The following is a 14,879-nucleotide window of genomic DNA, read 5'->3' on the forward strand; positions in this document are numbered from 1 at the left end:
CCTCCCCCGCCGCCCAAGCCTGAAGTGGAGAAAAAGGCGGTGGCCACGCCCCGGCAAGGGGGCGGTCAGCAGTCTGATGCGCAGTCGGCCGGACAGCAATCGCAGGACAAGGCCGGGCAGGGAGCCAATGCCCTCTCTGAAATGGCCCTCGGCCAGAAGGCTGAAACCAAAGCCGCGCTGACCCCCATCCAGCAAAAGGCGCTGGCGACCGATCGCGCCGTGCAGACGGCCAGCCAAGCCAACCAGACGCTGCAGGACGTGAGCGCCGCCACGCATGGCCGCAGCGCTGCGCTGCCGCATCTGCAAAGGAACGTGGAAGTCACGCAGGCCGATCTGAAAACTGCCGTGGCCGACGAAGTGAAGGCCCACGTGCAAGCCAGCCTGCCGCAAGGCCGGCAGCCCACGCAGGCGGATTACGCGCAGGCCATGCAAGTTGTCTCGCAGCGCCATCAGGACAACCCGGCCAGCGCCGCGCTGCTCAAGCAGGCCGCGCCAGCCGAGGCCGGAAACGCTTCCGGGCCTGCGGCCGCCGGGCAGAAACCGCAGAAAGAACCCACAAGCGATCCAACCACGCCGGAAGGCATGAAAGAGCGCTTTCCTGACGAGATGGGCAGCCGCAGCCAGCAGGAACAGCAGGAAGCCGCCGATGCGTCCCGGCAACTGCGCGACGGCAATGCCGAAGAAAAAGTGCAGGCCATGACCACGCTCAGCCGCTATCTGCCGGATCAAAGCGTGGACTCGCTGAGCAAGGAGCTGCGCGTTGAAAACGACCCCACCGTGCAGAAGGTGCGCCAAGACACCAAGGCGCGCGAAAACATGCGCACGCTGGCTGACCCCAAGTCTTCAGCCGCGCAGCGCGCCGATGCCGCCATTGGCCTGGCCAACCGCCTGAATGAAATGAAGCTGGTGCCCGGCAAGGCGGGCGAAGTGGTCAAGAAGTATCTGAAGGACTTCCCATCGGTTGAAAGCGTCACCAAATCGCTGAACAAACTCAGCGACCCGGCGGCCACGGATGCCGAAAAGGCTTCCGCCGTCATGAAGCTGGGCCAGGATCTGGGCAAGGCCCTGCCCGGCAAGGTAGGCGATGCGCTCAAACCTTTCCTTGACAAGCTGCCCGGTGCGCAAAAAGCCGTGGATGCCTACAACGTTCTGAGCAACCCTGAGAAATCGGCGGCGGACAAGATCAAGGCGGGGCTGGACCTGGCTGACGGTCTGGGCAAGCTCGCGCCTGAAAAACTGGGTGACGCGCTCAAGCCTTATCTCAGCGCGCTGCCGTCTGGCAAGGCGCTGGTGGACGCCATCACGACCTGGGCCAAGCCTGACGCCAGCGCGCTCGACAAGGCCAAGGCCACGCTGGATCTGGCCAATGCCATCAAGACCTCCGTGGGCGACGCCTTCCCGCAGCTGGCAGGCCACTTGCGCTATGCCGACTCCACGCTGAAGAGCGTGGGGCATGCGCTGACGCTGCTCGACCCCAATGCCTCGCTCAAAGACAAGGCTGAAGCCGCTTTGGGACTGACGGCGGAAGTGCCGCAGATCGCAGGCGACCTGCAGGAACTCAAAAAATTCCTCACCGAAGGCGGTATCGAAGCGGCCAATGCCAGCAAGATCACCGACGAAATCAAGAATCTGCCCGCCGTCAAGCAGCTGCCCGAAGGGCTGGTCAGCAAGCTTGACCCTGCCGTGGCCGAAAACCTCACGCCCGAGCAGGCCAGCCGCCTGTCCAAGCTCTACAGCGAAGGCGACAAGTCATTGCAGGAAGCCTTGGGCAAAACATTGCCCAACCTGAAAGAGTCGGCTTCCGTGGATGCGCTGCTGTCCGCCGTGGAAGGCGTGGAAGACAAGGCCGCGCGCAAAGGCTTGCTGGACGCCGTGGGCGGCCTCAAACCCGGCATGGCTGATTCATTGCTGGCCGACACCATCAACGGCAAGCCTGCCTCTGAAGCGCTGGCGGGCATTTTCAAGAGCCTGGACGGCGACACCGCCACCAAGCTGGCCGGCATGCTGGCTGACGCCGATGACAAAGCCGTGCGCTTTGCCTTGCAAATGGCCGACTCGGTTGATGGCAAGGCGCTCAAGGAAACGCTGGCAGTCATTGGCGACAGCAAGGTGGCCGGACAGGCCCTGCGCGCCTTCGCCAACATGATGGACAAGTTCGGCGTGAAGCTGACGAGCGAAGTGGCCTCTAAGCTGCTCAAGGGCCTTGCCAAGGCCGTGCCGATGGCAGGCGCCATACCCGCTGGCATAGACGCGGCGAAGATGGCCGAAATTGCCGCTGACCCCAATGTGCCCGCCGACATCCGCTACATGGCCCTGCAAGCCGCCAAGCTCAACGGCGTGGATGCAGCGCTGAGCGTGGCCGAGCCATTCGTTGCTGAATTTGGTGTTCCCATCGCTGTGGACGTGACGCTGGCCGTGGCCGAAGTGGCCATGGATGTGGTCGTGACCAGCCAGCTGGAGCAGGCCAAGGAGCAAGGCAATGCCTATCAGGCCCCCGACTGGCTCAAGGCAAGCAATGTGGTTCTGGCTGCCGCCCAAGGGCCGACGGGCGCGCTGGAGCTGGCCAGCATTTACGGCCCCGAAGGCGCAACCGAGCTTGTCGGCGCTGTCTCCCGCATGGCGGGCAGCGCTGCCATCAAAGGTGCGGAAGTCGCCAGCACCCTGGCCGCTCAAGGCGTGGGCGCGGGCATGAAGATGACCGCCGAAGGCATGCATGCGCTGGCCGACATGATCCGCCACCCTGAAAAATTTGGCGCCGCAGCCGAGCAAATCGTCAATGGCGCGATCGGCAAGCTGGGCGAACTCGCCAAGGGCGCGGGCGAACTCGCAACCGCCGCCAAGGAGCAGTTCGACCAAATCGTGGGCGATCTCCGGAAACTCGGCGAAAAGGGCCTGCAAACCTTGGGCTGGATTGCATCCCACCCGGGCGAAGCCGCGCAGAAAGCCGCCCAGGCGCTGTCTGACATGGCCAGCGAAGCCCTCCGTCTGGGCACCGAAGCGGGCAAGAAGATCGTCCAAGGCGCGATGAATGCGCTTGATGCGGCTCAAAACGCGCTGCAAGCCGCTGGCGAAGCCGGATTGCAGGCGCTGGAAAACGCCAAGAAAGCCATTGACGGCGTGATCGACAACGCCATCAAGGCCGGTGAAAAAGGGCTGGAAACGCTGGCCTGGATTGCCACGCACCCCGGCGAAGCCGCACGCATTGCCAAGCAGGGCCTGTCCGACCTCATTGCCAAAGGCGGCGAGCTGGCGCAAAAGGCCTGGGATACGGTCATTGCGCAAGGCAAACAGGCTGTGGACGCCGCCGTGGACATCGCCCACAAGCTGCGCGACGCGGGCAAAGCGGGCGTGGAAATGCTCCAGTACATCGTCAACAACCCCGGCGAAGCCCTCGACAAAGTGCGCCAGGCCGCGCTCGACGGCCTGCAAGAAATTGCCAAGGGCGTGAGCGAAGCTGCTGAGCACGCGGTGGACGCCGTTACCACCTTGGTGGACAGCGGCATCAAGGAAGCCCAGAAAACCGCCCAGCACCTGCTCACCGAAGGCGGCGCAGCCGCGCAGCGCATCATCGACACATGGGGCAAGGAGCTGTCCGAAGGCGGCAAAGCCGTCATTGACGGCCTGAAAGACCTGGGCGACGCTGGCGCAGAAGCGCTTGGCAAGATGGCCGACGCAGGCGTCAAAGCTGCGCAGGACATCTACAACACGCTCAAGGGCGATGGCGTGCCTTTCGTTCCGTTCATCTGAGAACCGGCCGTGAGGGGCAGCGGATCGGGATGGCCTGCAAGGCGCAAGCCGCAGCAGGCCTTGCCGTCCGCTTGTGGCCCGATGGGACGTTTGCAAGGCCCATGAGCACTCGAGTGGGTGTTTTCGCCCCTCACGGCCAGCTCATGAACAGGTCTTCAGCCTTCCCGGCCCCTCGCGCTCTCGCCACGAGGGGCCGAGGCGGATTTACAGTCACCGCCTTTGCTCCAGAGAAAAAACGTGACTGAACTTTCCCCCGATCTGGCATCCGCCCTCCAGGCGCGCTTTGGCGCGCAGTTTTCGCAAGGCATGGCCGTGCGCGAGCAGCATGGCCGTGATGAATCCATCTTCAAAGTGCCGCCGCCGGCTGCCGTGGTTTTTGCCGAAAGCACGCAAGACGTGCAAGACGCCGTGCGCCTGTGCGCTGCGCACCGCGCGCCCGTCATCGCCTACGGCGCTGGCTCGTCAGTGGAAGGGCATCTGCTGGCCGTGCAAGGCGGCGTCAGCCTGGATGTCTCGCGCATGAACCGCATCCTGGCCGTGAACGCCGAAGACCTCACCGTCACGGTGCAGCCGGGCGTCACGCGCGAGCAGCTCAACGAACACGTGCGCCACGCGGGCCTGTTCTTTCCCATCGACCCGGGCGCCAATGCCTCGCTGGGCGGCATGTGCGCCACGCGCGCCAGCGGCACCAACGCCGTGCGCTACGGCACCATGCGCGACAACGCGCTGGCCCTGCAAGTCGTCACCCCGCAAGGCGAAGTCATCCGCACCGGCACGCGCGCCAAAAAAAGCAGCGCGGGCTACGACCTCACGCGCCTTTACGTCGGCAGCGAAGGCACGCTGGGCGTCATCACCGAAATCACGCTGCGCCTGTATCCGCTGCCCGAAGCCGTCACGGCGGCCATCTGCACCTTCGCCAGCCTGCAAGACACCGTGCAGACCGTCATCAAAACCATTCAACTGGGCGTGCCCATCGCCCGCGTAGAGCTGATCGACGCGCATTCCGTGGGCCTGATCAACGCCTACAGCAAAACCAGCCTGCGCCAAGCGCACATGCTGCTCATGGAGTTTCACGGCTCGCCCGCCAGCGTGCGCGAGCAGGCCGAAACCGTGCAGGCCATTGCCCACGAACACCAAGGCAATGACTTTGAATGGGCCAGCGCCCCCGAAGAGCGCCGCCGCCTCTGGGCCGCGCGGCACAACGCCTACTTTGCCGCCGTCAGCAGCCGCCCCGGCTGCCGCAGCATCTCCACCGACGTGTGCGTGCCCATCTCGCGCCTGGCCGATTGCCTGCTGCAATCGGTCGATGAAGTCAATGCCAGCGGCATTCCCTACTTTCTCGTGGGCCACGTAGGCGACGGCAACTTCCATTTCGGCTACCTGATCGACCCGGACGACGCCAGCGAGCGCGAGCGCGCCGAGCAGCTCAACCGCCAGCTCGTGGCCCGCGCCATTGGCATGGGCGGCACCTGCTCCGGCGAGCACGGCGTGGGCCTGCACAAAATGGACTTTCTCGAGCAGGAAGCCGGCGAGGGCGCGCTGGACGTGATGCGAGCCATCAAGCAGGCGCTGGACCCGCTGAACATCATGAACCCCGGCAAGATCTTCCGGCTCCAGGGCTGAAGCGGCCGCCTCCTGGCTGCTGCGAGCAGGCCCCAGCCGCAGCAGGCGGCAAAGCGCGTAGGCACAATCTGCCGTTTGCTTTTTTGCGGGGCGGATTTTGCGAATCAAGGACAAGGAGTGCAGCCATGTGGCGGCTTGAGGCCCGGCCTGCGCCTTCGCGCGTGTGGGTGTGGGCCTCGCCCGTCCTGGCGCTGGCGCTGACCACGCTGCTGGGCATGCTGCTGTTTGCTGCGCTGGGCAAAGACCCCGCGCGCGGGCTGCAAGTGTTTTTCTGGGAGCCGGTGCGCAGCGTTTACGCGCTGGGCGAGCTGGGTCTGAAGGCCGCGCCGCTTTTGCTGATGGCGCTGGGGCTGGCGCTGGCGTTCCGCTCGAACGTGTGGAACATCGGCGCAGAAGGGCAGTTCGTGATGGGCGCGGTATTTGCAGGCGGCGTGGCGCTGGCCGCTGACGCCAGCGCGGGCGGCTTGACGCTGCCGGCCATGCTGCTGGCGGGCGCGGCGGGCGGCATGTGCTGGGCAGCCATTGCGGCGCTGCTGCGCGACAAGTGCCATGCCAGCGAGATTTTGGTGAGCCTGATGCTGGTTTACGTGGCCGTGCAGGTGCTGGGCTATCTGGTGTATGGGCCGTGGAAAGACCCGCAGGGCTACAACTTTCCGCAAACGCGCCTGTTTGGCCCGGCCGCGCAGCTGCCGCGCCTGATGGACGGCTCGCGCCTGCATGCGGGGCTGCCGCTGGCTCTGGCGGGCGCGGCGCTGCTGTGGGTTTGGCTGTTTCGCACGCGCGCGGGCTTTGCGCAGCAGGTGTGCGGGCTGGCGCCGGCGGCGGCGCGCTACGCGGGCTTTTCGTCGCGGCGCGCGCTGTGGACGGCCATGCTGGCCTCGGGCGGCGCGGCGGGGCTGGCCGGGGCGCTGGAGGTGGCAGGCCCTTTGCGGCAGCTCACGCCCAACGTGCCGGCGGGCTATGGCTTTGCGGCCATCATCGTGGCTTTTGTGGGGCGGCTGCATCCGCTGGGCATCGTGCTGGCGGCGCTGCTGATGAGCATGTTCTATATCGGCGGGGAGCTGGCGCAGTCGCGCCTGGGGCTGCCCAAATCCATCACGGGCGTGTTTCAGGGGCTGCTGCTGTTTGCGCTGCTGGCGTGCGACACGCTGGTGCATTACCGCATCCGCCGGGGAGGGCGCTGAACGCCATGCAAGCCTACGCTCTTCTTCTGGCCGCCACGCTGAACGCGGGCACGGTGCTGGCGCTGGCCGCGCTGGGGCTGCTCATCAACGAAAAGGCGGGCATCGTCAATCTGGGCGCCGAGGGCATCATGCTGTGCGCCGCGCTGGCCGGTTTTGCCACGGTGGTGCACACGGGCAGCGACTGGCTGGGCTTTGCCGCAGGCGCGGGCGTGGGCGCGCTGCTGGCCGCTGCTTTTGGCGCGCTGGTGATCTGGCTGGGCGCCAACCAGTACGCGGCGGGGCTGGCGCTGAGCCTGTTTGGCGGCGGCCTGTCGGCTTTTGCAGGCATTGGCTATGTGCAAGAGCGCCTGCCCGCTCGCCCGCGCTTTGACTGGCTGGGGCTGGGCGATGTGCCTTTTGCTGGCCCTGCGCTTTTTCGTCATCACCCGCTGGTGTATCTGACGGCGCTGCTGGCGCTGGCGCTGGTTTGGCTGCTGTGGCGCACGCGCGCCGGGCTGGTGCTGCGGGCCGTGGGCGAAGCGCCGCAGTCGGCGCACGCGCTGGGCTACCGCGTGCGCCTGATTCGCCTGGCCGCCGTCACGGCGGGCGGCGCGCTGTGCGGGCTGGCGGGGGCGTATCTGTCGCTGGCCTACACGCCGCTGTGGGCCGAGGGCATGGTGGCGGGCAAGGGCTGGATTGCGCTGGCGCTGACCACGTTTGCCACCTGGCGGCCCGCCCGCGTGCTGCTGGGCGCTTACCTTTTTGGCGGCGTGACCATGCTCCAGCTGCACCTGCAAGGCCAGGGCGTGCAGTGGCCCAGCCAGCTCATGACCATGCTGCCCTATCTGGCCACGATTGCCGTGCTGGCGCTGATTTCGCGCAACCCGGCCTGGATACGTGCCAACATGCCCGCCTCGCTGGGCAAGCCGTTTCATCCCGCCGGGTAGCGCTGGGTAGATTGCATCAAAAACAAGAGCAAATATAAAGGGTGAAAAAGCCGTCTTGCGCAGGTTCTACTAGGACCTCATGCTCTGCTTTCAGGAGCGAATATGAGCTGTCTGAAACCGTGCCAGCCCGCTTTTTCAGGCCCTGCTCATGCCTTTGCCGCATCGGCCTTGCAGCTCAAGGATTGAATGTGATCTTGACGACGGCGTGGCCCGACTTCAGGTAAACCGCATCGTCCGGCCCCACAGCCAGGGCGCGCAGCGCACGCACGTTGCTGGCCACGGGCACGAACTGCGTCTGGCCAGCCGCCTTGCGGTAGAGGGTGGATTTCACGCCGTCTTGCCGCGCATCGGCGGAAGCCGAATACACATTGCCCCGGCTGTCGATGGCCACCAGCGATGAATTGGGCAGCTGGTCGGTCAGCACGCTCAAATCAGGCACGGAAACCAGCCGGCTCACGCGCCCGGCGGCAGGGCATGAATCAGTCACGTAAATGCGGCCATCGGCGCTGCCGATCAGATTGGGCGTGAAGCGCCCGGCAGGGCCGCTTTGCACGTTGCCATCGCTGACATGCACCGTGCGCCATGTGCCGGGCGTGCCCTGCATGCGCGCATCCATCACGTGCAGCACGCCGTCTGCCGAAAAGGCCATGCCGGCTGGCAGGCAAAAGCTCGCTTGCGGCCCTGCGCCATCCAGCGAAGCCGCGCCCGCTTCGCACGACGCGCGCGCCACCCCGGCCACGGCGGAGATGCGGCCATCCGCAGCCACTTGCCAGATGCCCGTGGCCCGGCCTGCTGCGGGGTAGCCTGGCGCCGTCGCCAGCGAATAGGTCTCGCACACGCCGCCCGCATCCAGGCCGCCATGCGGCCCGCCATCGCTCACATACAGCACGCCGCCCTTCACGGCCAGGCCCGCAGGCCGCACGAATCGGCTCAAGGCCGCGCCCGCTTGCGGCAGCGCGCCCGTGGCCACGGTGCTCACCTGGCCATTGGGCGCAATCTTGCGCACGGCATCGGCCTGCCCGCTGTCTGCGCGGCAAGGCCGGTCGGTCAGATAAACCGTGCCATCAGCGGCCACCGTCATGGCGTGGGTGATATAGCCAAAGCGGCTTTGCAGCGGGTCATCCGCATCCACGCGCCCGCAGGCCTTGGCCGGATCGGCCTCCAGCGAGCCGGCCAGCAGCGCCGCGCGGCCATTGGGCACATCCGGCAACGCGGCAGCGCCGGGCGTGGGGCTGGGGGATGGCGTGGGCGAAGAATCGCCATCCCCGCCGCAAGCCGCCAGCAAAAGGCTGGCGGCAATGGCACAAAGGCTAGCGTGTGAAAGGCGGAAAAAATTCATGACGAAAACTCCTTTTCAAGAATCGAAAAAACAGGATTGCCATCCGGCTTCAACCCGGTTTCACCAGGCGCCTGCCCAATATAGGCCGAAGTAAAATACGTCCGGCGCGCGGAAATGAGCCTCGCCATGATAATGCCAGGCATTTGAAAAACCGGGCGGAAACCCTGCAATACCGCTTTTTCCATGCCGGATGCTCCCAAATATTCATTGCGGCGGCCCTGCCATTTCATGCCATTCATTCGCGCCAGAGCCTGTTTCACTTTCGCAAAAGGAATTTCTCATGACTCAACCCGGTATTGCATCCGCCGCTTCCGCCCGGCAACAGGCGGCCATTTTGGCGCAGGCGCTGCCCTATATCCGCAAATATCACGGCAAAACCATGGTCATCAAATATGGCGGCAATGCCATGACCGACCCTGCCTTGCAAGCGGCGTTTGCCGAAGATGTGGTGCTGCTCAAGCTGGTGGGCATCAACCCCGTGGTGGTGCACGGCGGCGGCCCGCAAATTGAAGCGGCGCTCAAGCGCCTGGGCAAGCAGGGCCACTTCATTCAAGGCATGCGCGTGACCGACGCCGAGACGATGGAAGTGGTGGAATGGGTGCTGGCTGGCGAAGTGCAGCAAGACATCGTGGGCCTGATTCACCAGGCGGGCGGGCGGGCCGTGGGCCTGACGGGCCGCGACGGCGGCCTGATCCGCGCGCGCAAGCTCCGGCTGCCCGACAGCAAAGACCCCGCCGTGGTGCACGACGTGGGCCAGGTGGGCGAAATCGTGCAGATCGACCCCGGCGTGGTGCAGGCGCTGCAAGACGACCGCTTCATCCCCGTGGTCAGCCCCATCGGCTTTGGCGAAAACAACGAGAGCTACAACATCAATGCCGACGTGGTGGCCGCGCGGCTGGCCACGGTGCTGGAAGCCGAAAAACTGCTGATGCTCACCAACATTCCGGGCGTGCTCGACCGAAACGGCGCGCTGCTGTCGGAGCTGACGGCGCAGCAAATCGAGGCGCTATGCGAAGACGGCACGATCTCCGGCGGCATGATTCCCAAAATCGCCGGCGCGCTCGATGCCGCCCGCAGCGGCGTGAATGCCGTGCACATCATCGACGGGCGCGTGCCGCACGCCATGCTGCTGGAAGTGCTGTCCGACCAGGCTTTCGGCACGATGATTCGCTGTGCGTAAAAACCGGCTGGCCTGATTGAAAACAAAAAGAGCGGCATGCGTTTGCTGCCGCTCTTTTTTTGCGCGCGTTCAGGCCACTTTCTGATAGGTGTAAATTCCCAGCCGGTTATTGACCAGATAGAAAATGGGAGTGAACAATTTTATCCAGCCGGGCAGCATATGCTTCATTTCGTCGGTGAAATTGACATAGCCAATCTGTTTGAGCGCCGGATTGAGTTTCACGACTTCGCTGCCGTCTTTCACGCCCCAGTTGAATTGGGCCGAGGTGTTTTTCACCACGTCGTGCAAAGCGGCTTTTTTCACCATGCCCTTGTACAGCAGATCAAGCTGCGCCTCGAAATCATCAAACCCCCCGGTCAGGATGGAAAGAAACGCCTTCACGTCCTTTTCTTCCAGGTACATCAGCACGCCTTCGGAAATGATGAGGAGCTTTCTGTCCGCCCGGTCAATATCCTGCGGCCAGGAAGCGTCGAGCAGCGATTTGCCTATGGAAATGGAGCGCGGCGTATCAGGCAGCAGCAGGCGGCGTTTTTCAATGACCTCGGGCAAGTCCAGGTTGTACCAGCGGATCTGCCCGTTATCCACGCGCTCGAACCGGGTGTCAAAGCCGCATCCGACGGAAACCACCACGCAATCCGGGTATTTTTCAATGAATTTGCGCGCTTCGCGGTCCATGATTTTGGCCCGCGCCAGAACGCCGTAATAAGAGGCGCGCGCCGTATTGAATTTTGAAAAGTCGTAGTCGATTTTCTGAATCAGCTCCGCCGCCTTGCGGTCATTGAGCTTCGGGTGCTCGCTTTGGGCGTCCTTGGCCCGCATGTACAAAGTAATGAGCAGGGTTTCGGCCACGCCGCCCAGGTCCACTTTCATTTCGATCTCCTTTTTCGCACAGAATAAAAGTTATTCCCATTGCGAGAATTGTAGGCGGCGCATCCAGAACCCTCCGCGCCGCCGTCTTTGCGTCATGCCCTCTCATTCCCGCCCCTCGCAGCCTGCCCGCGCCTCGTTCCGCAGCATTCGTCTGCCCGCGTCAAATGCTTTGCGGCGGCATTTGCGCCAGCGTCACGCGCTGTGGCTGCATGGCTGGCTGATTGGCTTGCTCACGCTGGCAGCCATGTGGAGCGCCAGCGTCGCGCTGCGGCTGGCGGGGCTTGATTGGCTGGCGCTGCGCTACGCGCTCTGCATAGGCGCGGGCTACGCCGTCTATTTGTTGCTGCTGCGTTGCTGGGCTGCCTGGCTGCTGCGCCAGCGGCGGGCGGCAGACGCGCCCGATCCGGTAACAGACCTGCTGGATGCCGCCACCGACGCCTCTGCCCGCTCTGCCGGAGACGACGCGCTGGCCGCCAGCGGTGAAGACGGCGACTTCGCGGGCGGCGGCGCCAGCGGCTCTTTCGACGCGGAAGAAGGCGGCGTGGATGCCCTGCTGGATAGCGCCGCCGAAGGCATCGTCGATGGCGTGGTGGATGCAGGCGGCGCGGCGGAAGAAGGCGCGGTGGTGCTGATTCCCGTGCTGCTGATCTTCGCGCTGGCGCTGGTGTCTTTTGTGGGCGCGGGACTGCTGTTGCTGCTGCTGTTCGGCACCGATGTGCTGCTGGCCGTGGCCGTGGAACTGGCGTTTGCCTGGGCCGCCGCGCGCACGGCCACGCGGCTTCAGCGCCAGGGTTGGCTGACTGCTGCCATTCGCCTGAGCTACAAGCCGCTGCTGGCGGCGCTGATCAGCGCCACGCTGCTGGGCGCGGCGATTGACTATCTGGCCCCCGGCGCCCGCACCTTGCCCGAAGCCGTGCGGCTGCTGCGGTCGGGAAGCGCCTGAATCCATTTCTCAGCCGCCGTCATGTGCGCGGCGATTCATTGAAGCGGATCACCAAGGGGAGAGAAGTGCGGCGTCTGCCGGGGCCCTTGCTGCGATGAGCGGGAGAGGCCTCCATTGGCGCAGCGCCCGGCAGATGATGAATGTCATCTTTGACGTGCAGACCATTGGCTGCCAATGGTGCGCGCAGCCAAAGGCCCTGCCTTGGGGGGCACCCCGCGTTGAACGTTGAAAGCGGGTGCGCAACATTTTCGCCGCTGGCGCCAGCGCCACATTGCAGCAGATACGATGGAGCTGCTGCCGACTGTGCTCGTGCACTCAGCCAGCATCCGGAATCATGAGGCGCCAGATTTTGGCTGGCTTATGTGCTTGAGCACTGCAAGAGCCTTTTTGTGAGAGTGTTTATACGTATAGGTGCGGATCAACTTATCGAATGGGCGCGGGCATGTTCGGCGGGAAGATCAAGTGCTGCCAGCAATACACCTTCAAGGTAAAGCCCCAAACGCTGGATTGTGCAGAGGATTTTGCCTGGCTGAGCCAATCGAGAAGACTGAGCAAGGACTACGAGGTCACTGCCCTCTTCAGCCGAAGCCTTCGTGAAGATCGCTTGCATTCGGCGCATGCTCAGGCTTTCTGGATAATTTTAAGGATAGGCTCTAAGAATATTTGGGAAATTTGTCTGTTTTGATTTTGGAATTTTAATTCATGGCCAACCAAACCGTTCCTGCTCATCACATTGAGAAGTTGTCCTTGTCTGCCGACGGTCTGCTCCAATTGCAAGGCTGGGCTTTGGAAACCGTTGCCATACATGTTTATGTGGATGGCGGTTCTTTGTTTTCACTGGCGTGCGATCAAGAAAGAAACGATGTGCTTGATCATTTCAACCTGCCGCAGGAAGCAGCCTGTCCGGGATTTGCGGGCATGCAATCCATTCGGCGGGATTTCTTCTCGGCAGTATCGGTTTCCATTTTTGGTGAGCGTAAGAAAGGCGATCGTTATTCAATTTTAAAGACGCAGCTTGTTCCGTCCGAAAATATTCATTCGTGGCGTGGCCTGTATGATGAAAATCCCTTGCACGAAAATAATGCATTTTATTTTCCGATCGCTACCAGCCGCGTAGCAAGCGGCGGCGCAGAAGGCATTCGAGAGACTTTCTCTCCTTTTGAAAGCCCAACAATGAAAGTGGGCATCCGCACGCAAATTCTGTATTTGCGCACCACATTGGGGCGCGAAGGAGATTTTGCGTTTGATCCTGATTTTGTTCCAAACAAGAAGTGCGATCACAACGAGCGCCTAGTGGCCGAAGACAGTCTGCATGCTGTCATGGATCATGCCATCCGGACAAAAACTCCAGTATTGTTCACGCTCAATGGTGGCATTTGGGCCGATTCGGCAGGCCAGTCGCTGGAGTGGGACATTAATGATGTACTGGAGCAAGATGAATCTCTGTGCCAGTGGAATCAATTCAACCAGGTCATGCCTGACACCGCGCTATCCAATCTTCCCGGTTCTGTCGATTCTCCCGAGCTGGGGCGCAGTATCAGCCTGAATGTATACATGGAAAAGCCCCGCTTTTACAAGAAAAGAAATTTGCAGGCTGCCTGCCGCATCATTAATGCCTTTCGAGAAAAACATCCATCGCTCTTCATTGGCGTGAATCTGGATGCTGATGTGTACATGAATCCGTTTTTCCCGAAATTGGAAAATCCGCAGTGGTACGACTATAACCCGCAGACGCTGCGGCAATTCCGTCATTGGCTGCGTGGTGACGGCCCGTATGCAGGAAATGCTGAAGACGGTGTTCCGGATTTATCAAGCTATCGGCGCAAGAAATGTTTGACGCTGGCCCGCATCTCGAAACTGGCGAAAAAGAAGTTTGCAACCTGGGCTGATGTCCAGCCACCCCGCCAATTTCTCTGGCACGTTTTTCTATCGCGCACCACGCCGCGCTGGTTGCGTGAATATGTACATTTCACGAAAAATCCGTGGATTGCGCTGTGGGCACAGTTTCGCCGTCATCTCGTGCAGCTTCATTACGACGAGCTGTCGCAATGGGTAGCAGAAACAGGCATTCCGTCCGACCGTATTTATTCCTCGCAGGGTTTCATGGAGCCCACAATCCGGCTTGATCCACTGGCCGAGCGCATCGACAGCCCAGTGAAAAACTATGACACGGGTGGCGCCAGCATTGAAGGCGCTTGTCCCAAACAGGGGCACCTGGGCGTCATTATTTACGGGCAGTGCGCTACCAATAATATTATTACGGAAAGCGAGACTTCTTTATTCAATGAGTTCCGCCGCAATAGCGCCGAATGGGCGGTGGTGGAACACAATACGGGTGATCTGACACGCGCCGATTTTCTGGGAAGCTATGCCGATGCTTATCGCTCGTTGCGAGACATCATTCATTACGGCAGCCGCTTTGTTTCCAGCATGGCCTGGAATGGCAGCCCGGGCGAGCAGCACGGCCAGCCCGGCTTTCTGGGCTACACCAGTCTGCGCCGGTCTCCGCTGGAAGCAGCCATGATTGACATCATGCAGGCGCGAGCCGGGCTGCCTCGCCAGGCGCGACTGTGGACTTTTGGTGCGGGCGAACATGTGGATAGCGACGGCTGGCTCGTCAATGGTGAAGCTGCCCGTCCTGTGCGTGCCAGTTGTTTGCTGCTGGGTACGCACTCTCCACAAGAGAGCATCACGCTCGACTCTCCGCCTGAACTGGCCTGGCCGCTGTCCACCGGCTGCCGCATATTGTTGAAAGTTCATCAGCCATCTGCTGCCCAGGCTGTTCGCGTGAAAGTCAGCGCCAGATCTGAAAACGGCTTGTGGCGGGAAATTTCGCCATTCACGCCCTTTTCAGCCCTGCCCCAAACCGCCTCCTGCCTGACGCTTGAGATGCCGGCCTGCTCCTGGAGCGCGTATCAGCTCCGTCTCACATTGGTTAACCTGCCCGCCGCCGGGCTGGCGCTCAATGTCGTTGCGCTGTTGCCTGGTCAGGCATGAATGTGCGCATGCAGCAGGCATCGCATTCAGGCTTTTGGCCGCGCATGAAAAACGCGGATTTCCATAATCG

General features: G+C 62.7%; 11 protein-coding genes. 7 read left to right on the forward strand and 4 right to left on the reverse strand.

Going from position 1 to position 14,879, the window contains the following annotated elements; translation table 11 throughout:
• Positions 1 to 24 precede the first annotated feature (24 nt).
• The 4 genes from C1720_RS05905 to C1720_RS05920 all read left to right on the forward strand — a co-directional run bounded on the left by C1720_RS05905 (position 25) and on the right by C1720_RS05920 (position 7,480).
• A complete protein-coding gene (locus tag C1720_RS05905) occupies positions 25 to 3,747 on the forward strand; it encodes a hypothetical protein (RefSeq protein ID WP_102283553.1) in 3,723 nt (1,240 codons plus the stop codon).
• A gap of 237 nt (positions 3,748 to 3,984) precedes the next feature.
• On the forward strand, positions 3,985 to 5,370 hold the full coding sequence (locus tag C1720_RS05910) for an FAD-binding oxidoreductase (protein WP_233199824.1): 1,386 nt from the start codon (positions 3,985 to 3,987) through the stop codon (positions 5,368 to 5,370).
• Positions 5,371 to 5,495: 125 nt separating this feature from the next.
• Positions 5,496 to 6,554 carry an ABC transporter permease gene (locus C1720_RS05915; RefSeq protein WP_102283554.1) on the forward strand — a complete coding sequence of 353 codons (1,059 nt, stop codon included), beginning with the start codon at positions 5,496 to 5,498 and terminating at the stop codon, positions 6,552 to 6,554.
• 5 nt (positions 6,555 to 6,559) lie between these two features.
• On the forward strand, positions 6,560 to 7,480 hold the full coding sequence (locus tag C1720_RS05920) for an ABC transporter permease (protein ID WP_102283555.1): 921 nt from the start codon (positions 6,560 to 6,562) through the stop codon (positions 7,478 to 7,480).
• A gap of 175 nt (positions 7,481 to 7,655) precedes the next feature.
• Here the strand turns inward: C1720_RS05920 and C1720_RS05925 are convergent, their stop codons facing one another.
• Positions 7,656 to 8,819 (reverse strand): NHL repeat-containing protein, encoded by a 1,164-nt coding sequence (locus C1720_RS05925; protein WP_102283556.1) that lies wholly within the window; start codon positions 8,817 to 8,819, stop codon positions 7,656 to 7,658.
• Complete coding sequence (locus C1720_RS05930) at positions 8,816 to 9,058, reverse strand: hypothetical protein (protein ID WP_102283557.1); 243 nt, start codon at positions 9,056 to 9,058, stop codon at positions 8,816 to 8,818. The genes C1720_RS05925 and C1720_RS05930 overlap by 4 nt, the downstream gene beginning before the upstream one ends.
• 41 nt (positions 9,059 to 9,099) lie before the next feature.
• Here C1720_RS05930 and argB point away from each other — a divergent pair, with 41 nt between their 5' ends.
• Positions 9,100 to 9,999, forward strand: a complete 900-nt coding sequence (gene argB / locus C1720_RS05935) for an acetylglutamate kinase (RefSeq protein ID WP_102283558.1) — start codon at positions 9,100 to 9,102, stop codon at positions 9,997 to 9,999.
• Between the two features lie 69 nt (positions 10,000 to 10,068).
• Here the strand turns inward: argB and C1720_RS05940 are convergent, their stop codons facing one another.
• Positions 10,069 to 10,869, reverse strand: a complete 801-nt coding sequence (locus C1720_RS05940; protein WP_102283559.1) for a class I SAM-dependent methyltransferase — start codon at positions 10,867 to 10,869, stop codon at positions 10,069 to 10,071.
• Between the two features lie 94 nt (positions 10,870 to 10,963).
• Between C1720_RS05940 and C1720_RS05945 the strand changes: the two genes are divergently transcribed.
• Positions 10,964 to 11,812, forward strand: a complete 849-nt coding sequence (locus C1720_RS05945; protein ID WP_102283560.1) for a hypothetical protein — start codon at positions 10,964 to 10,966, stop codon at positions 11,810 to 11,812.
• 418 nt (positions 11,813 to 12,230) lie between these two features.
• On the opposite strand, the gene C1720_RS12885 is transcribed toward C1720_RS05945, so the two are convergent.
• Entirely contained in the window at positions 12,231 to 12,422 is a 192-nt protein-coding gene (locus tag C1720_RS12885) for a hypothetical protein (RefSeq protein WP_146006891.1), read from the reverse strand.
• A gap of 92 nt (positions 12,423 to 12,514) precedes the next feature.
• On the opposite strand from C1720_RS12885, the gene C1720_RS05955 reads away from it, so the two are divergent.
• Complete coding sequence (locus tag C1720_RS05955) at positions 12,515 to 14,809, forward strand: hypothetical protein (protein WP_146006892.1); 2,295 nt, start codon at positions 12,515 to 12,517, stop codon at positions 14,807 to 14,809.
• The last annotated feature ends 70 nt before the right edge of the window (positions 14,810 to 14,879 follow it).

The organism is Ottowia massiliensis (assembly GCF_900240305.1).
In the GTDB taxonomy this organism is placed as follows: Bacteria; Pseudomonadota; Gammaproteobacteria; order Burkholderiales; family Burkholderiaceae_C; genus Ottowia; species Ottowia massiliensis.

Bases quoted from the DNA above. Each gene is read 5' to 3' on its own strand.
- C1720_RS05940 (WP_102283559.1), bottom strand. From the start codon at position 10,869: ATGAAAGTGGACCTGGGCGGCGTGGCCGAAACCCTGCTCATTACTTTG.
- C1720_RS12885 (WP_146006891.1), bottom strand. From the start codon at position 12,422: ATGCAAGCGATCTTCACGAAGGCTTCGGCTGAAGAGGGCAGTGACCTC.
- argB (WP_102283558.1), top strand. From the start codon at position 9,100: ATGACTCAACCCGGTATTGCATCCGCCGCTTCCGCCCGGCAACAGGCG.
- C1720_RS05955 (WP_146006892.1), top strand. From the start codon at position 12,515: ATGGCCAACCAAACCGTTCCTGCTCATCACATTGAGAAGTTGTCCTTG.
- C1720_RS05945 (WP_102283560.1), top strand. From the start codon at position 10,964: ATGCCCTCTCATTCCCGCCCCTCGCAGCCTGCCCGCGCCTCGTTCCGC.
- C1720_RS05920 (WP_102283555.1), top strand. From the start codon at position 6,560: ATGCAAGCCTACGCTCTTCTTCTGGCCGCCACGCTGAACGCGGGCACG.
- C1720_RS05925 (WP_102283556.1), bottom strand. From the start codon at position 8,819: ATGAATTTTTTCCGCCTTTCACACGCTAGCCTTTGTGCCATTGCCGCC.
- C1720_RS05915 (WP_102283554.1), top strand. From the start codon at position 5,496: ATGTGGCGGCTTGAGGCCCGGCCTGCGCCTTCGCGCGTGTGGGTGTGG.
- C1720_RS05930 (WP_102283557.1), bottom strand. From the start codon at position 9,058: ATGAATGGCATGAAATGGCAGGGCCGCCGCAATGAATATTTGGGAGCA.